The organism is Prochlorococcus marinus str. MIT 9107, from assembly GCF_000759855.1.
Classification (GTDB): Bacteria; Cyanobacteriota; Cyanobacteriia; order PCC-6307; family Cyanobiaceae; genus Prochlorococcus_A; species Prochlorococcus_A marinus_N.
In genome coordinates this window covers 1-17,929 of the sequence record NZ_JNAI01000006.1, presented here as the reverse complement: position 1 = coordinate 17,929, position 17,929 = coordinate 1, and the positions used below count along the sequence as shown (strand labels likewise).

22 protein-coding genes are annotated in these 17,929 nt (G+C 31.0%); 15 read left to right on the top strand and 7 right to left on the bottom strand.

From position 1 onward, the window contains the following. Positions 1 to 242: 242 nt before the first annotated feature. The 4 genes from ureC to EU92_RS05735 are packed head-to-tail and all read right to left on the bottom strand — an operon-like array spanning position 243 to position 3,535. The gene (gene ureC, locus EU92_RS05720) at positions 243 to 1,952 is read right to left on the bottom strand and encodes an urease subunit alpha (RefSeq protein WP_032513687.1); all 1,710 of its coding nucleotides are present in this window, start codon (positions 1,950 to 1,952) and stop codon (positions 243 to 245) included. A gap of 4 nt (positions 1,953 to 1,956) precedes the next feature. After that, a complete protein-coding gene (locus tag EU92_RS05725; protein ID WP_032513688.1) occupies positions 1,957 to 2,277 on the bottom strand; it encodes an urease subunit beta in 321 nt (106 codons plus the stop codon). A gap of 2 nt (positions 2,278 to 2,279) precedes the next feature. Beyond that, positions 2,280 to 2,582 (bottom strand): urease subunit gamma, encoded by a 303-nt coding sequence (locus EU92_RS05730; RefSeq protein WP_032513689.1) that lies wholly within the window; start codon positions 2,580 to 2,582, stop codon positions 2,280 to 2,282. 50 nt (positions 2,583 to 2,632) lie between these two features. Then, a complete protein-coding gene (locus EU92_RS05735; protein WP_032513690.1) occupies positions 2,633 to 3,535 on the bottom strand; it encodes an urease accessory protein UreD in 903 nt (300 codons plus the stop codon). A gap of 48 nt (positions 3,536 to 3,583) precedes the next feature. Here EU92_RS05735 and ureE point away from each other — a divergent pair, with 48 nt between their 5' ends. From ureE to EU92_RS05780, 10 genes are all read left to right on the top strand, one after another. Continuing rightward, on the top strand, positions 3,584 to 4,033 hold the full coding sequence (ureE, locus tag EU92_RS05740; RefSeq protein ID WP_032513691.1) for an urease accessory protein UreE: 450 nt from the start codon (positions 3,584 to 3,586) through the stop codon (positions 4,031 to 4,033). Next, the gene (locus tag EU92_RS05745; protein WP_032513693.1) at positions 4,026 to 4,712 is read left to right on the top strand and encodes an urease accessory protein UreF; all 687 of its coding nucleotides are present in this window, start codon (positions 4,026 to 4,028) and stop codon (positions 4,710 to 4,712) included. The genes ureE and EU92_RS05745 overlap by 8 nt, the downstream gene beginning before the upstream one ends. 3 nt (positions 4,713 to 4,715) lie before the next feature. Continuing rightward, positions 4,716 to 5,321 carry an urease accessory protein UreG gene (gene ureG, locus EU92_RS05750; RefSeq protein WP_032513694.1) on the top strand — a complete coding sequence of 202 codons (606 nt, stop codon included), beginning with the start codon at positions 4,716 to 4,718 and terminating at the stop codon, positions 5,319 to 5,321. 183 nt (positions 5,322 to 5,504) lie between these two features. After that, the gene (urtA, locus tag EU92_RS05755; protein ID WP_032513695.1) at positions 5,505 to 6,788 is read left to right on the top strand and encodes an urea ABC transporter substrate-binding protein; all 1,284 of its coding nucleotides are present in this window, start codon (positions 5,505 to 5,507) and stop codon (positions 6,786 to 6,788) included. A 62-nt stretch (positions 6,789 to 6,850) separates the two neighbouring features. Next, on the top strand, positions 6,851 to 8,002 hold the full coding sequence (locus EU92_RS05760) for an ABC transporter permease subunit (RefSeq protein WP_032513696.1): 1,152 nt from the start codon (positions 6,851 to 6,853) through the stop codon (positions 8,000 to 8,002). Continuing rightward, entirely contained in the window at positions 8,002 to 9,198 is a 1,197-nt protein-coding gene (gene urtC, locus EU92_RS05765) for an urea ABC transporter permease subunit UrtC (RefSeq protein ID WP_052045057.1), read from the top strand. The genes EU92_RS05760 and urtC overlap by 1 nt, the downstream gene beginning before the upstream one ends. Further along, the gene (gene urtD / locus EU92_RS05770; RefSeq protein WP_032513697.1) at positions 9,195 to 9,953 is read left to right on the top strand and encodes an urea ABC transporter ATP-binding protein UrtD; all 759 of its coding nucleotides are present in this window, start codon (positions 9,195 to 9,197) and stop codon (positions 9,951 to 9,953) included. Before urtC ends, urtD begins: the two co-directional genes overlap by 4 nt. Continuing rightward, positions 9,950 to 10,657: an urea ABC transporter ATP-binding subunit UrtE gene (urtE, locus tag EU92_RS05775; RefSeq protein WP_032513698.1), complete on the top strand. Its 708-nt coding sequence runs from the start codon at positions 9,950 to 9,952 to the stop codon at positions 10,655 to 10,657. Before urtD ends, urtE begins: the two co-directional genes overlap by 4 nt. 125 nt (positions 10,658 to 10,782) lie before the next feature. Then, complete coding sequence (locus EU92_RS09850; protein WP_193741743.1) at positions 10,783 to 10,959, top strand: hypothetical protein; 177 nt, start codon at positions 10,783 to 10,785, stop codon at positions 10,957 to 10,959. Between the two features lie 1,006 nt (positions 10,960 to 11,965). Then, the gene (locus EU92_RS05780) at positions 11,966 to 12,613 is read left to right on the top strand and encodes a CsgG/HfaB family protein (protein ID WP_206537407.1); all 648 of its coding nucleotides are present in this window, start codon (positions 11,966 to 11,968) and stop codon (positions 12,611 to 12,613) included. Between the two features lies 1 nt (position 12,614). Here EU92_RS05780 and EU92_RS05785 read toward each other — a convergent pair whose 3' ends face one another. Both EU92_RS05785 and EU92_RS05790 read right to left on the bottom strand, forming a co-directional pair. Then, positions 12,615 to 13,409, bottom strand: coding sequence for a hypothetical protein (locus tag EU92_RS05785; RefSeq protein ID WP_032513700.1), 795 nt, complete (start codon positions 13,407 to 13,409; stop codon positions 12,615 to 12,617). 58 nt (positions 13,410 to 13,467) lie between these two features. Continuing rightward, positions 13,468 to 14,337 (bottom strand): hypothetical protein, encoded by an 870-nt coding sequence (locus EU92_RS05790; RefSeq protein WP_032513701.1) that lies wholly within the window; start codon positions 14,335 to 14,337, stop codon positions 13,468 to 13,470. Positions 14,338 to 14,533: 196 nt separating this feature from the next. Here EU92_RS05790 and EU92_RS05795 point away from each other — a divergent pair, with 196 nt between their 5' ends. The 3 genes from EU92_RS05795 to EU92_RS05805 all read left to right on the top strand — a co-directional run bounded on the left by EU92_RS05795 (position 14,534) and on the right by EU92_RS05805 (position 16,560). Continuing rightward, entirely contained in the window at positions 14,534 to 15,331 is a 798-nt protein-coding gene (locus EU92_RS05795) for a CsgG/HfaB family protein (RefSeq protein ID WP_032513703.1), read from the top strand. Between the two features lie 2 nt (positions 15,332 to 15,333). After that, entirely contained in the window at positions 15,334 to 16,176 is an 843-nt protein-coding gene (locus EU92_RS05800) for a hypothetical protein (RefSeq protein WP_032523536.1), read from the top strand. A 96-nt stretch (positions 16,177 to 16,272) separates the two neighbouring features. Beyond that, the gene (locus EU92_RS05805) at positions 16,273 to 16,560 is read left to right on the top strand and encodes a hypothetical protein (RefSeq protein ID WP_032513705.1); all 288 of its coding nucleotides are present in this window, start codon (positions 16,273 to 16,275) and stop codon (positions 16,558 to 16,560) included. A 70-nt stretch (positions 16,561 to 16,630) separates the two neighbouring features. Here the strand turns inward: EU92_RS05805 and EU92_RS05810 are convergent, their stop codons facing one another. Then, a complete protein-coding gene (locus tag EU92_RS05810) occupies positions 16,631 to 16,867 on the bottom strand; it encodes a hypothetical protein (RefSeq protein WP_032513706.1) in 237 nt (78 codons plus the stop codon). A gap of 225 nt (positions 16,868 to 17,092) precedes the next feature. Here EU92_RS05810 and EU92_RS10265 point away from each other — a divergent pair, with 225 nt between their 5' ends. Next, positions 17,093 to 17,218, top strand: coding sequence for a hypothetical protein (locus EU92_RS10265; protein WP_275040517.1), 126 nt, complete (start codon positions 17,093 to 17,095; stop codon positions 17,216 to 17,218). A 382-nt stretch (positions 17,219 to 17,600) separates the two neighbouring features. Beyond that, on the top strand, positions 17,601 to 17,929 hold a 329-nt coding region (locus EU92_RS0108880), incomplete at its 3' end, for a DUF1330 domain-containing protein (RefSeq protein ID WP_032523452.1).

Below are 17,929 nucleotides of genomic sequence, written 5' to 3'. Positions count from 1 at the left end.
GAAAGCAAATATTAAGCTAGTTTAATAATATTAGCAGAGGGCTTATCAAAGCTGAAGGGTTTCATCAGAAAAAAAAGTAACTTTAAATAAATTATTTTAAGGTTTTTATGAGTTCTGATAATTCTCGTACTTTTCTTGGCTAAAAGTGGTCACAAAATGGTCACCATAATTTTGAAAAAATTTGGTTTTTTATAAAATTTATTTTCATCTATTATCTGAAACTTTCAAAAAAATTAAAACTTCTAGAGCAAAAAATATCTTTGCGCCATTGGAACTTCATTAAGAGGCTCACAAGTAAGAAGTTCTCCATCAGAGAAAACTTCGTAAGTTTGAGGATCAACAGAAATATTTGGCAGTTTGTTATTGAGCTTTAAATTCAATTTATTAATATTTCTGGTATTTTCTACAGCTAAACAATTTTTTTGTAATCCTAACTTTTTAGGAATATTTTGTTCTATTGAATTTTTACTTAAAAAGGTGAAAGAGCTTTTAAAAAGTGATTGACCAAAATTTGCAAACATAGGTCTTCCATGCACAGGTCCGGGAGTTGGAATTGAAGCATTGGCATCTCCCATTTGGGACCAAACTATAGATCCTCCTTTTACAACTAATTCAGGCTTTACTCCGAAAAATGAAGGTTTCCACAAAGCCAAATCTGCAATTTTACCCTTCTCTATTGAGCCAACATATTTATTGATTCCATGAGCTATTGCTGGATTGATTGTAACTTTAGAAATATATCGCTTTACCCTGAAATTATCATTCCTATCAGAATCCTCAGAAAGTGGACCTCTTTGTACTTTCATCTTATGAGCAGTTTGAAAAGTTCTTGTTATTACCTCCCCAACTCTACCCATTGCTTGAGAGTCACTAGCGATAATGGAAAAGGCGCCAATATCATGTAAAATGTCTTCTGCTGCAATAGTCTCTCTTCTAATTCTTGATTCAGCGAATGCGATATCTTCTGGAATCTTAGAATCTAAATGATGACAAACCATTAGCATGTCAAGATGTTCCTCTAAGGTGTTTCTCGTATAAGGTCTTGTTGGATTAGTACTACTTGGAAGAACATTATTCTCTCCACAAATTTTTATAATGTCTGGGGCATGTCCACCTCCTGCACCCTCAGTATGAAAAGTATGTATAGTTCTACCAGCAATAGCAGCTATAGTATCTTCAACAAAGCCTGCCTCATTCAAAGTATCAGTATGAATACATACTTGAACATCAAGATCATCTGCCACATTAAGGCAAGAATTTATAGTTGAAGGAGTAGTCCCCCAATCTTCATGCAATTTCAAACCACATGCGCCAGCCTCAACTTGTTCTATAAGATTCCTCTCATTGGATGAGTTCCCTTTGCCAAAAAATCCCAAATTCATGGGGAAGGCCTCTGCGGATTGAATCATACGAGAAAGATGAAAAGAACCTGGAGTACAGGTAGTTGCATTAGTTCCAGTAGCAGGACCTGTTCCTCCACCCAACATAGTTGTTATTCCTGAAGATAATGCTGTTTCTATTTGTTGAGGACAAATAAAGTGAATATGAGTATCTATACATCCTGCTGTGAGGATATGCCCCTCTCCTGCAATCACTTCCGTTGAAGCTCCTATAATAATATTTACATTATCTTGAATGTCAGGGTTGCCGGCTTTTCCAATTTCAAAAATTTTTCCGTCTTTTAATCCTACATCTGCTTTAATTATCCCCCACCAATCTACTATTAAAGCATTTGTGATTACAGTATCAACAGCTCCTTCCTCTCTTGTTACTTGAGACTGTCCCATTCCATCTCGGATTACTTTACCGCCTCCAAATTTAACTTCATCTCCGTAAGTAGTTAAATCCTTCTCGACTTCTATTAATAATTCGGTATCAGCAAGCCTTACTCTATCCCCTTTAGTAGGACCGTATGTTTGCGCATATGTTTTTCTATTGATTTTATAAGACATAATTTTAAATATCTAGAGAACCATTAATTAATGAATTAAAACCAAATGCTTTTCTTAAACCAGAATAAGAAACAAGTTTTACTTCTGTTGTATCCCCAGGTTCAAATCTAATAGCTGTTCCTGCAGGGATATTTAGACGCATACCAAGAGCAATTTCTCTATCAAAAATCAATGCTTGATTTGTTTCGAAGAAATGATAATGAGAACCAACTTGTACAGGTCTATCTCCAGAGTTAGAGACAGTTATTGTTTTTACATCCTTTCCAAGATTTAATTCAATTTCTCCTTGTTCTGATATTATTTCCCCAGGAATTAAGTAAGCCATAATTAATTAATTGGATTGTGAATAGTTACTAATTTGGTCCCGTCAGGGAAGATGGCCTCTATTTGCACTTCATCAACCATTTCAGGAATTCCATCCATTACTTGTGATTTTGAAAGCCATGATGTCCCTTCAGACATTAATTCACTAACACTTTTACCATCTCTTGCTCCCTCAAGAACTTGGAAGCTAAGGAAAGCAATTGTCTCTGGATAATTTAGTTTAAGACCTCTAGTTAATCTTCTTTCAGCAAGAAGCGCAGCTGAAAAAATAAGTAACTTATCCTTTTCTTGGGGTGAGAGATGCATAATAAAAAATTAATCTAAAAATTTACAAAAAAAGTTCTCCATGAACATAATTAATAATTCATAGAATCTTGTAAAGGCCATAACCCTTGATATTTTGGCTCACAAAATCCACAAACAGACCTGATTTGTTTCCAAATATAAAAAAAACATTTTCTAGCATCTTGAGAAGAACTCCCTAGGAATCTTACAGATATTCCATTTTGAAGAATCCCAATAGATAAATAATTATCACTTTCATTGAAAATATTTTTTATATTTGCCACTAAATTATTTATTTTTGATTTGGAAAAATCTTTTTCGCAAATCCAAATTAAGGATCCAAAAACGGGCCTGTAATCCATGCCTGACTTGGCTACATAACTTGCTTTAGATAATTCAATTTGATCAACATATTCCCAATCATCATATAAATCATTATTTCTCATAATTTCTAATTTGGACCTAAAAACTCCACTTTCAATAGACTCTCCTGAAGAAGATCTTCCAAGTCTTATTAAATCAGTAAATAAAAAACTTGAAGTTTCTGAAATAGATACTTTAAACTTTTGATCATATAAACCATTTGCAAAGATAATTGTTTCTTGGGGGAGATATTCTAAATGAGAATTATCAAGGATTTTTATGAGATTATTTTGCTTTGAAAAACTTCCTTTTGGATTAATTTTAGATCTTCCAACTGATCCATATACTTTCTGAGCTGAAGAAGTAGTCAACAAAACCTTAGAGTTTTTTTCAAGATTTACTTCAAACTCAAGTAAATCTCCTCCAACTAATCCCCCTGCAGTATGAAGAACAGGTAAAATACATCTGCCCTCCTGATCATGAGTAGACTTTAATAACTTATAAGGAGAAGTTGATTTAGATTTAAAGATTGTTTTATCAACATTTCCTAAACTTGATTTATTATTGAAAAAATTTAAGAAACAATTACCTTCCCATGAAGTTTTAATCATAAATTGTTTTCTTTAATTACTAAATTAAAGTAACCAAAAATTTTGATTATGAGAATAAATAAACAAATTGTTGTAACTGATTGGATTAAGGAAAAACCTCAATTAGGTTCTTTTTTTAAACTAACCTTAAGTTCAGATGAAAGAAGAATCTTAAGAGGTAAAAGATTAACTGATTGTGGTCAAGAAATAATTTTACAATTACCAAGAAAGGGGAAATTAAATGATGGAGATATTCTTTCAACTAATGAGTCCAATTTTTATGTAGAGATAATTGCCAAAATAGAAAGTTTAATTGAAATAAGTTCAAAATCTAAAATTGAACTTATTAAAACTGCTTATCATCTAGGTAATAGACACGTAGAAGTAGAAATTGTAGACGACATTCTTCTAACAAAAAGTGATTACGTTATTGAAAATATGATTAAAAATTTTAATGTTGATTTCGTAAATACGCAGAAAAAATTTTCTCCTGAAGGAGGAGCGCATAGTCATGAATAAAAGTCACTTAATAAAATATTTATTAATAAGCCCTAATTTACCAGTTGGAGGATTTTGTTATTCCGAGGGAATGGAGAGTTATCTTCATAATAAAAATTTAAAAGACTCAAATTCGGTAAAAGAATTAATCATAAGTGAACTAACAATTGGCCAGATTAGACTAGATGCAAAACTCTTACTAGATTTTTTTGATATTTTCAATGAGATAAACGATGGCAAAAATTTAAAAAGTAATTTGCAAAAGCTATTGAGTTTGGATAAGTGGATTCTCTCATCAAAGGACTCTGTCGAGATGAGAGAACAACAAACTCAAATGGCAAAATCTCTCTTTGATTTAATCAAAGAATTTGGATTTGAATATCCATATGCAAAGAATAAAAAAATTTCTTGGCCATTGGCTTGGAGTTGGGCTTGTTATTGTTTTGAAATTGCGAAGTTAGAAATGGTTGAGAATTTTTTCTACACTTGGAGTGCAAACCAACTAAGTGCAGCATTAAGAATTCTCCCTATTGGTTCAACAAAAACACAGTTAATTCAGAGAGACTTATTAGCAATAATTTCAAAAGTTTCTGAAGAAATTATGGACAAAAAAATTGATGACATCTATTTTGGCAATATAGGTTTAGCTATGGCACAACAAAATCATAATGACCTTTATACAAAACTTTTTAGAAATTAATTTATGAGCAGTAAATTGAGAGTAGGAGTTGCTGGGCCTGTAGGTTCAGGAAAAACTGCATTAGTCGAGACTCTATGTTTAAGCCTTAAAAAAAATTATGAGATAGCAGTTGTCACTAATGATATCTACACCAAAGAAGATGCTAACTTTCTTATAAATAAAAAAATTTTAGAGGAAGGAAGGATTATTGGCGTAGAAACAGGAGGTTGTCCTCATACTGCGATAAGAGAGGATTGTTCTTTAAATAAAAATGCAGTTTTAGATTTAGAAAATAAATATAATGCTTTAGATTTTGTTTTTGTAGAAAGTGGAGGTGATAATTTAGCATCTAGTTTTAGTCCAGAACTTGTAGATTTATCAATTTATGTGATTGATGTATCTGCCGGAGACAAGATTCCAAGAAAAGGGGGACCAGGGATAACAAGGTCAGATTTATTATTAATAAATAAAATTGACTTAGCAGATATGGTTGGTGCAGATTTAAATATCATGAAAAGTGATACCGAATTTATGAGAAAAGGGAAACCTTGGTTTTTTACCAACCTAAGTATCGGAAAAGGAGTTGAAGAAATAACTCGATTTTTAGAATCACATATACCCAACAATTGAAACTAAAAAAATAATTATTTGTTATGGATGGAGTAAACAAAAAGTTACTACAGATACAGAACGAATCTTCACTCATTAATAATTAAACAAAAAGTTACTACAGATACAAAACTAATCCTTGCTCATTAATAACTTTTATTTTATCCCCTTAATCAGGGTCAATTACCTAATTTAAAAGAATTCATGAGAATTTCAAGGCGAATTTTGGCAGGATTAGCTACTGCCTCACTTGCTATAACAGCGACATCTTGTGGAGGCGGTTCTGGTTCCGCTTCATTTGATAACGAAATAACGGTCGGCATTCTGCATTCCTTAAGTGGAGTTATGTCAATTTCAGAAAAAACACTTGTGGAAACTGAAAAAATGGCCATAGCTGAAATCAACGCGGCTGGTGGAATAAATATTAATGGCGAGAGCTATAAGATTAATTACTTTGTAGAAGATGGAGCATCAAACTGGCCTTTATTCGCTGAAAAGGCAGGCCAAATGATAGATGCAGGATATCCTGTCATATTTGGAGGCTGGACATCTGCTAGTAGAGATGCAATGGAGCCAGTTTTTGAATCAAAGAAAGGATTCCTTTATTACCCAATTCAATATGAAGGTAGGGAATGCTCTAACAACATAATGTATACAGGTGCTACACCTAACCAACAATCAGAGCCTGCTACTGATTTTATGCTTAATAGATCTGAAGCTGCAGGTAAGCCATTTTTCTTGGTGGGTTCTGATTATGTATTCCCAAGAACTTCAAATAGCATTACTAAAGCTCAACTAAAAGCTATTGGTGGAGAATGGGTTGGAGAGGAGTATTTAGACCTTTCAAGTAATGAAGTAGGTCCAATCATTGCAAAAATCAAAAAAGCCCTACCTCGTGGGGGAGTCATTATAAATACTCTCAATGGTGCCCAAAACGTTGCTTTCTTCAAACAGATCCAGGATGAAGGAATTACTCCTGAGAATGGATATTACGTAATGAGCTATTCAATAGCCGAAGAAGAGATCAAAACAATCGGGCCTGAATTTCTTGAAGGACATTATGCCGCTTGGAATTACATGATGGCAATTGATACTCCTGCTTCTAAAACATTCGCTAAAAACTACAAAAAATTTACTAAGGATCCAGATGCTGTTGTAGCAGACCCTCAAGAATCTGCATATAACATGGTTTACCTTTGGAAAGCTGCTGTAGAGAAAGCTGGTACATTTGAAAATGCAGAAGTTAGAAAGGCTTTAGTGGGTACTACTTTCGACGCACCTCAAGGTCCTATCGAAGTTATGCCAAACCACCATATCTCACAAAAAGTAAGAATTGGTCAAGTTAACTCAGAAGGACAATTTACTATCCTTGAGACCTCAGATGATATTATCAAACCTCAAACTTGGAACCAATTCATAAAAGAGGATAAAGGTTTCGCTTGTGACTGGACTGATCCTGTTAATAAAGGACAGAAATATAAGCTCTAAAAATAATGTTTTAAGGGGTCTTTCAAAGATCCCTTTTTTTTTAATCTCTTTAATTTACTTTAGTGGAACTTTTTGTAGACATACTCTTTAATGGTATTTCATTTGGATCAGTTTATCTTATAGCAGCTCTAGGCCTAGCTATTGTTTTTGGACTAATGGGAGTTATAAATCTCGCTCATGGAGAACTAATAATGGTAGGTGCGTATTCAACTTTTGTGACCCAATTATTATTTAAAGAACCTTTTTTAAAACCATTTTTTGGTAGCTATATAATTGTTTCTATTTTTGTAGCTTTTATCTTTAGTGCAACTGTTGGAATTTTATTAGAGAGATTAATTATAAAAAGACTATATGGTAATCCTCTCGAGACATTACTTGGGACATGGGGAGTTAGCTTATTCCTTCAACAATTTGTAAGGAGCTTCTCTCTTTCATTTGGGACTAGCGTTATTATTTCAATTATTTCCGGCGTATCATTAAAAAACATTTTTCCAAAAAGTATTAAAGAAAGATTTAATGAAAAATATATAAGATTATCCAATTGGATTATTCCAATTTTTATTGGAATATTATCAAATAACTTTCTTGCAACAAATATACCAAGGATAAGAAGACCTGATTCTAGACTCGTGGACGTAACATCCCCAAAATGGATGAGAGGACCATTTGAAATTTATGGAGAAAGCTTCCCAAAAACTAGACTTGTAATAATAGCCATAACAGTAATTTCGGTAATCGCAGTATTAATTTTCCTAAATCTAACCGAATGGGGGATAAGAATAAGAGCTGTCACTCAAAACAGATCAATGTCTGAATGTTTAGGTATATCTACAAAAAAAGTTGATACAATAACGTTTGGAATTGGTTCTGGCCTCGCAGGTGTTGCAGGTGTTGCAGTTTCACTTCTTGGATCAGTAGGTCCAGATGTTGGACAATTGTATATAGTCCCTTGTTTCATGGTTGTAGTTCTTGGAGGTGTTGGGAATATATTAGGAACAGTATTAGCATCATTTGGAATAGGAATATTAACCGATATATTTGCTTCGGGAAGATTACTAACACTATTTCCTAACGCCCCTTCTTTTGTATTTAATACACTAAACTTTTTTAGTACATCAAGTATGGCAGTTGTTTTAATTTTTTCATTAATAGTTATTTTCCTTCAATTTAAGCCACAAGGATTATTTCCTCAAAAAGGGAGGACGGTAGAATAATGAATCTCAAAAATCTTAAAGCCAAAAACTATATATGGGCAATTATTTCTTTTTTGATAATAATTATGCCATTTATTGTATCTGTTTCCAGATTAAAAATCCTAGGTAAATCTCTAGCCTTAGGAATAGTGGCATTAGGAGTAGATCTAAGCTGGGGTTATACAGGTTTACTTAGTTTGGGACAAGGAATATTTTTTACATTAGGTGGTTACGCCATCGCTATGTATCTTCAATTAAATAGTTCAATTGGGTTGCCTAATTTCTTTAGTTTGTATGATGTTAAAAGTCTTCCATTTTTTTGGGAACCTTTTAGATCTACTTATTTTACTTTTTTTGCAATTTGGCTTATTCCAGGATTATTAGCATTCTTATTAGGATATTTAGTTTTTAGAAATAGGATAAAAGGAGTATATTTTTCAATCCTTACTCAAGCTGCTCTTTTAGTTTTCTATAACGGGATAAATAGCCAACAGAAATTAATCAATGGAACTAATGGTCTTCCAACACCAAATACAAAACTTTTCGGTTATTTAGTTGGAGACCCTACAACACAAAAATTCTTTTTTTATATTACAGCCATATTATTATTATTAAGTTATTTATTTTGTAAATGGCTTGTAAGTAAGAGATTCGGAAGGATTCTTATAGCTATAAGAGATGACGAAGCAAGAGTTAGATTTAGTGGTTACAATCCTGTAGTTTATAAAACTATTATTTTTACTGTTGCTGGAATACTTGCAGGAATATCTGGCGCCTTATTTACTGTTCAAGCTGATTTAATTTCTCCTCAATATTTACTCCCACCTTTTTCAATAGAAATGGTTATTTGGGTTGCAGTGGGTGGTAGGGGCACTCTTATTGGGGCAGTTTTTGGAGCTTTTTTTGTAAGACTTTTTGCAAGTTTAGTTTCAAGCGCTGTTCCTGGGGCATGGTTATTTATTCAAGGTGGCTTATTTATTTTGGTAGTTACAGTTTTACCACAAGGTATTGTTGGTTGGATGAACGAGAATGGTCCAAAAACATTATTGATAGATATAAGCTTAAAACTAGATAATTTTGAAAAGAATTTCAAATTACTCCCTTTACCTCTTAAAAATCTCATAAAGTTTTTAGTTAAAAAAAGTCTTACTTTTTCAAAAAAATCTATAACCTACCCAAAATTAGATCATGCTGGGAAAGAGGAGGTTGAATTATGATAAAAAAGAATTTATTAGAGCTTAAAAATGTTAGTGTAAGTTTTGAAGGTTTTTTAGCTCTAAACAAATTAAATATATCTCTTAAAAAAGGAGAATTAAGAGCTATTATTGGACCTAATGGGGCCGGTAAAACTACTTTTCTAGATGTAATAACAGGCAAAGTAAAGCCAAATTTTGGAGAGGTTTTATTTAATGGTAATTCATTAATAGGTAAAAAAGAACATAAGATAGCACGCGTTGGAGTTGGAAGAAAGTTTCAAAGTCCTAGAATTTTTGAAAATTTGACAGTTGAAGAGAATTTAGAAATTTCTGTAAGCCAAAGTGTATCGATTTTAAAAATAATTACAAACCAAGCAACTAAGGAAAAGAAACAAGAAATTGAAAAATTGCTTAATGTAATAAACTTAACAAATTCATCAAAAACAAAAGCTGGTTCACTGTCTCACGGCCAAAAGCAATGGCTTGAAATTGCTATGCTTCTAGGACAAAAACCTTCCCTCATGTTGGTAGATGAACCAGTAGCAGGTTTGACAGACGAAGAGACTGAGTTAACAGCAGACTTACTGAAATCCTTAGCAGGTACAAATACAGTTGTAGTTATCGACCATGACATGGAATTCATAAGGAGACTAGAAAGTGATGTAACTGTGTTAAATCAAGGTAAAGTATTATGCGAAGGTAAAATGGAGAAAATCCAAAATGATCCAAAAGTTATAGAAGTTTATTTAGGTAAACAGGAGGATATAAGGAAATGACACTGCTAGAAGTTAAATCCCTAAATACCTACTATGGTGAAAGCCATATTCTAAGAGATGTAGATTTAAATGTTAAATCAGGAGAAATGGTTTGTTTAATTGGTAGAAATGGAGTTGGCAAAACAACTTTATTGAAATCACTTATTGGTCTTTTAAAACAAAAAAAAGGCGATATTTATTTGATTGGCGAAAATATCAATAGAAAAGCACCACATCAGAGGGCTAGGAAAGGAATGGCTTATGTTCCTCAAGGGAGAGAAATTATTCCATATCTATCAGTTGAAGAGAATCTTATGTTAGGAATGGAATCTCTGCCAGGTGGATTATCTAAGAACAAGAAAATAGATCCATTTATTTATGATCTCTTCCCAATCCTAAAAGATTTTCTAGATAGGAAAGGTGGAGATCTTAGTGGGGGACAACAACAGCAACTAGCTATTGCAAGAGCATTGCTGGGCAAACCTCAACTTTTATTACTTGACGAACCAACGGAAGGTATTCAGCCGAATATAGTTTTAGACATTGAAAATGCAATCAATAAGATAATTAGAGATACAGGAATTGGGGTTTTATTAGTTGAACAACACTTGCATTTTGTAAGGCAAGCCAATAGATATTATGCGATGCAACGCGGAGGTATTGTTGCCAGCGGAAATACTAGTGAGTTGAGTCAAGCAGTTATTGATAAATTCTTAAGTGTTTAAAAAATATTTAGCATTAAGGGAATAAGTAAATTCAATACTCCAAATGCCCACCTGTTAACTTTCTAAATATTCACTTTTGTAGTATTTGTACTGTTTCATAGAAATTCTTTTGCTATAGATTAGTAATGACTTTTTATGCAGAGCCAAATAATATAGATTACGATGAATGGTTTGATGAAAATATAGATCCACTAGATTTGGTAAATTATACAAATGAGAATGAATTTACTGAATCAGTTCATGAAAAATTCTATAAAATCTCATCCAAGAATTTAATTATTGGTTCATCAAATAATTTCTAATTTCATAACCATAACTATTAATACGTAATCTATCTAGAAAAAGAACAAAAATGATTAGCTTTTGCTTAATTTGATAATTAAAAATAGCAATTAATTTAATACCAGAAATATTATTATCAGAAACATAAGTAAATTTAGTGTAACTGCTATCCGAAATAAAACCCTCTGTTCTTTTGTCATTAAACCTTTCAAATTGTTGATTAACTTTTAGCTGTTTTACAATTAATCATTTGCGACTAAAGATACCTTTTTAAAAAATAGGCTCTGCTGTAAGATCTTTCAGCAAAATTCTTGAGACATCAAGATTATTCCCCTCGCTGGTAAATTAATTAGATTCTGATTTAATAGGATTGGCCTGATATCTGGCTAAAAATACTATCTAATTCTCAAAGTCTTTTTTTTAGTGCAATAAATCTGTGATTCTATTTATATTAATAAATTCTTAAATATATTTTCAAGATGATTTACGATGATTCAATTTGATAAATTTGAATTAATTAGTAGTTTATTCGCATATTTTATAGTGGTCACAAACTGGTCACAACTGTCTCGGGTTAAATTATTTTATTATTTTTGTCTTAGTAAGATTAGTTTTATATCAATAAGTTTGAGAGATTATATAAACTTTCTTTTTCTTAAATCTGTTAGTTTTCAAGACTAGAGCCTTAAACCACTCGACCACCCCTCCAGGCGGTTAATTTAATTTTAACTTTTTAAGTATATCAAATGATTGTGAGCGTTTTTGAAATTTCTCCAGATTGGCATAAGAGTTTAAAAATTTAATTTCTACTATGAATTTCTTTACATTTCTAGACATTTCAATAAGAAAATTCGGAAATAGTTTTTAGTGATTTCTTCTAAATCCATCATTATTGATAGTAAAAAAATTTTAATTTTTAGAAACAAAAATTTTATGAGTAAATTATTTTTGTAAAACCATTAAGACATGATATCCTTGCTTAAAGTTTTAAAAAAATACTTGAACAAATTAAATATTATTAAAAATTTGTTTGTATTTTCTGTTACTTCAGGATTAACAACTTTGCATGTTTTAAACCGTCCTTTGTACGCAATTCCTGAACCTATTACAGTTGCAGTCACAAAAGTACTTGATAGATCAAATGCGCCATGGTTTAGAAAAAGTTTCGAAGATAAATTTAAAACGATTCTTTCTACTGAACTCGCTAGTGCTGGTCATTTTATTGTTATAGAAAGAGATCCAGAAGCACTAAAAGAGTTAAGAGAAGAATCGAGTTTATTCTCAGGACAAGATGATTTTAAAGAGATTGAATTGGTTAAACCTAAATATATTATTAGGGCAGTTTTAAGCGACTATGAAAATAATTATGTTTCGTTTGACCTGAAAGTTATAAATGTTAAAACTGCTGCAATTGCTTATAGCCGATCTATTGAAGGTAAAGTCTCAAATGGATCACAAAATCAGATTATAAAAATCAATAAAAATAACTTTACCTATAAAGAAGAGGTAGAGATTGTTAAAAAAACTGTGCCCTCAAGAGCTATCAGAGCCGCTATTAACGAAATAGCTGGATATTTGGATTGCGTACTTTATCTAAAGAATGAGTGTATAGCTGAATATGAAGCAAAGGAAGAGAGAAGGAAAAGAAGTAATGATGCACTTGACTTTTTTTAAATTAAATCTTTATTGAAACATCAATAGAGTCAATCTGCAAAAATTCTGAAGTTCTAATATTTGATTTTTCTCCAATTATTTTTATACCTTTTAAATCTGACATATCTTGCCCTACATTTTTTTTGTATTTAAAACCAGCTTTCTGCCCTTCATAAATATTTAAGGGAAAAATAATCGGATTAGCTAATTCTAATTTTTGCTCATCAAAAAAGGCTATTTCAATTCTTGAATTACCTTCTATAAAAATTTTTGTAAATTGATCTAATCCCCCTTTTTGTTTAAGAATTTCACAATTAACAATAATTTGATTTGACCTAGGATCTAGTCTTATTTGAGATATCGTTTTAATTTTAAGTCCATTAGGAAAAGTAAAAGATTTTGTATTGGATTTTTTTCTTTTAAGTAGCTTATTAATTTTAGTTTCTTCTCTTTTTTCTTTTTCCAGTTTTTGCTTTTGATCTTTTAAAGTTTTTTTATATTGTTTGATTTCTTCACTTTTTTCTTTTTCCAATCTCTTTTGTTCAGCTAAAGCAAGTCTTTCAAAATCCTTTGTTCTTTTATCTATTATTTCATTACATGAGGGGAGTCCTCTTTTCCAAGAGGAATTTCCAATTGTGCAATTTAATAAATTCCCTTTTCCATCATATTCCTTACTGATAATGTCTCTCGTACTCTGATCAACCATACCTTCTTGAGAAAGTTGTATGTCAGTTGTACCGGTTTTAGTATTTGAATTCCGGCATGCATAAATTGGAATTAATAAAAATAAAAAAAAAGGCAATAATGTTTTTTTCATTTAGATTTAAGAATTCAAGAGGTTCAAAGGTAATTATAAAAAAAAGATTATTATTTCTTTAGTAGGAACTTAACATTTCAAATGCATCAAGTCTTTTAGCTTTCTCTTCCTCAATTTCTTTGACTTTAGCAAGTCTCTCCGCTTCTTTAGCCTGAGTTAATTCTTCAACTTTCTTATTTTCACAAAATGCAATTGTCTTAATTGCATCGGCATCAATTTTGTTGGCTATAAGTTCATATTTCTCAAAAATTGAAATTTCATTAATAGTATTTTCGACATAAGCATTTAATTCAGATATTACAGGTGAAGAATCCTCATACATTCCAGCAGCACATAAACCCATAATTCTTTGGGCTTTTCTTTCAACTTCTTTAGTGATTTTCCTAGAAAAACTTGGACTTAAACTACCGCCAGGTTTTCTTTTTTCTCCTAAATATAGACCTGTAGTTTTTCTCAAAGATAATTGCATTGCTGCCGCTTGACTCTTATCTTCGAGAACAAATAATACCTTCCTCGGGAAAATATAACTATCCACATAATTTATTACGAATTTGTGTTCTGTTACTTTTTTTGAAGTAGCATCAACTACCCATCTCGGTATTCCTTCTTTCTTTTTAAAGAATAAGAATCCTCTGGATTGCTCAGGATATAGTCTTTGCCATTTATCCAAATCCTGATTTACCTTAATTGTTTCTTTACTAGAAAGTGAAAAACTTTCTATTTGAGTAGGGTAAATTCTTTCTTGCGGCGCCCCTTTTGGCATTATCGTAAGAATGCCTTTATTAAAAAGTGCGCTACATTTATCCACAAAAATATTTGATAGCAAGAAGCCACATTTACCTTGATATATTTGACTTCTAGCAAAAACTATATTTGAAGGTAATAAGAGAGTTAGAAGAATATTGAGCAATAAAAAATTTTTCTTCATATACAATTTTTTAATTTAAATTAAAAATGTTTTGTAATTTTTAATAATGCATAGAGTATATATTACTATGAGTAGATTTTTAAGCAGATTTATATTATAGAATTTATTTATTAAAACTTCTTAAGAAAGGATATTTGAAATTGAGTATTTTTATTTCTATGAACTAACTTTGTAATTAAATTTTGAAATTTCTTAAATGAGAATTACTACAAAAATAATAAATAAGGGATTATTTGGAATTATAAATTTAATATTTTTTATTCCTTCAAATCCTTCTTATTCTGAAGTCACAAATTTCAACATAACTGAACCAGTGACGATAGCTGTTCGAAAATTTAAGAATTTTGCAGGTGATTTTGCTGAGAATGGTGTTGTAGAGGGTGTTAATGGCGAAAAAATTAGAGTTGGATTTTGGAAACCATCTTTTGAAATTAAGCTTGCAGAAGTCTTAACTAATGAACTAGCTAATACTGGGCATTTTACTGTTGTTGAAAGGAATAATTTATATGATATTTTTGAAGAACAAGCAATATCAGGTACTAAAAAAAATCTCACAAAAGCAAAATATATTGTTATTGCTTCTTTGAGTGACTACATACCTAATACAGCAGGTTCAAGATCTAACTCTGATGGACGTATTTTAATATGGAGAGAAGGTAAGGATAGAACAAAAGTAGATACTTATGTTGCTGTTGATGTAAGAGTAATAAATACATCTACAGGGGCTATTGCATTTAGTAGAACTATTGAAGGAACCACATCATCTGTATCAAAAGCCGATAGGTCTGGATTGGCTTTAGGTGTTATAGATACAACTAAAGAAAAGAAATCTTATGAAACGACATCTGCAACAAGAGCTTTGAGAGCTGCATTAATTAAAGTTGTGGATTATTTGGATTGTCATTTGTATCTTAAAGATGAATGTATTGCAGAATTTGAAGCTGAAGATGAAAGAAGAAAAAATTCAACTGAAGGATCATTAAATCTATTCTAATCATGAAGAAAAAATTAAATCTAGCTATTTTATTCACTATTGCTTTAGTTTCGTTCCCATTAAATTTTGATTTACCTGCATCAGAGTTAAATCAAAGTAAATCAAAAATTAGATCGATTGAGGAAGATTTAGAAAAATCAAGAAATAATGTTTTATCTTCTAGAGAATATTCCTTCGATAAGGATTTAACCTCAGAAGAAATAGATGTAGTTATAAGACCTTATAAATTATCTGCGGAGCAATCTCCAGATTGGTGGTCTGAGAAACAAGCGTATGATATGTCATTTTTATTAGTGAAGGCTTTAAATAATTATCCTGGTATAAATGCCTCTTTAGAAAAAACTTGGGAGGAAAGAATTCTTGAGACAGAAAACTTACTAATTAATAAAAAAGAATCTGATATCAATAAAAATAGAGTAATTATTACTCCCTTTGTGGAAGATTTTAAGTTTCAAGTCCTAACTCCCAAAAAAAGAGGAATTGGACTCGTAGTGATTTCTATTAATAGGAAGACTTGCATCAATGAAACATTCTTATCTACAAGATACGTATTCGATTCAAATATTGATATTGAAGATATCGAATCTAAACAACTTTTAGTTAAAAAGAAAAGTGGATCAAGTCTAAACGCCAATCTCCTTTTAGTCGGTAAAGGTGGAGGGAAATTTAAAGCACCTGAAAAACCATTAAAAGAGGTAGTTTATAATTCTATTGCAGACTCTGCTGAGGGTTTATATTGCGCTTTAACTAATAATGGAGAATGTATTAAATATTATCAGAATAGAGAATATCAATTCCCTACTGTAGAAAAAAAGCGAAAGAAGAAAAAAGATAAATCTTGTTAAAATTAGTGAGAAATAAAAAAGAGAAATTTTAGATCAAGATAAAATATACGATTGACAGTCGATCTAAAATTGGAGGGATAAAAACCTCTTTTTTTTATGGCTAAAAAAGACTTTAAAAAAGTTTTTAACTTAAATTCTTATGAATGTTGGAGAAATCATAGAAAGGGCGTAACTTTTGGTTTGTTCCTATCGATTTTTGCTTTTTATTTAGGAACCCCTTTTTATAAGGAAGCGAAAGTAGAGGATACCTGCGCAAAATTAAATTCAAGCTTTCAAATTACAGGTGATGAAGCGATGAAGAAGCTTAATCTCAAGGAAATAAAAAATTATAATAGTCGCAAGTTAGCTAACTATTACTGCGAGAGATATTTAGGGATAAAATAAGAACAATGAAACTCTTACAACTCCACTACTAAAAAATCTTGCTTTGTCTACTTCTAACCTATGCAGTTAATCAGGCAAGTGATGTTTCAATAAGATTTCTCAATACTTCTTTAGCGTTTAAAAGTGTGTCATTAAATAAAGACTGACCAATTGATATTGCCAAAGGAACACTTAATAAAAGACCACAAAAAACAATAATGATCAATAAACATGCAATCCTAATAAGCCATATAGTTAAGGGGTCAATAATTTTTGTATTATTTTTCAGTTCTAAATCTGGTTGTTTAGCTTGATTTGTTGCAAACATATTTAATTATTAACTTTTAGGACATTAAAATAAATCTAATTTCTAATCAAGCAAAATTTATACCATTTCATAGCCAATTACTTTTTCGTGAAATTAATGAAACTCTTACAACTTGCATCATACTCATATGAATGAATTAGAAGGAAATACTATCGAACAATTAAGAACTCTTCTTAATTATTTGGAGCAAACATTCTTTATATCTAGAATTTGTTAATGCCTGCAATGACATCAAAATTAAACTGTATTTTAAAAACTGTTATGGATAGAACAATGCAAGAAAAACAATATTATACAGTTGTAAGTAATGCAAAAGTTCTTATGAAATTAGCTGGTTTGGAAGAAAAATAAAAAGTTAAAAAAGGTTTATTTTAAATTATATTTTTATAGTTTTTTATGTTCTTATATTGGCTCATTTTAAAAATACTTTTTATCTTTTATCTATGTTTTAGTAAAAAACGATATTACATTGGTATAAAAAAGAAAGAAATTAAAATTATAAAGGTGTAGATTTCTTTTTATTTGATAGCCATGCATTTATTCTTTGCGTTTACAGAAACTAATATTGATACTAAATTTTTTTTTAGTTCATTAATTGGGGTAGGAGTACCAGCTTTTTTTTTCTATTTAATATTTTGGTTAACTAATCAAAAGGCTATGTTTAACCGTTCAAAGTAGGTTTACAAAGTTACAACAATATTAATAGATTTAATGGGCAGATTTAGGACTTTAAATGGATAAAAGAGAAGCTAAAGGTTATTGGATATCAACTGCCAAAATAATTAATCAAGATTTATTTGATGAATATGTAAATAAAGTTGGACCATGGCTGAAAGAGGTTGGAGGTCAAGTCTTTGCAAAAGATACAGAGCCTCAAGGAAAGGAGAGGACCGAGGATGCCAATTTAGCAGTTATTTGTGAATTTCCATCAATGAGGGCAGCCGTTGAAGCTTATGAATCTGAAAAATATAAAGAGTTTTCAAAGCTAAGAAAAGTAGCCACTGAAAATTCTACGTTTACAATTATGGAAGGTTTGGATGAAGCAGCAAAGCTTAGAAGAGC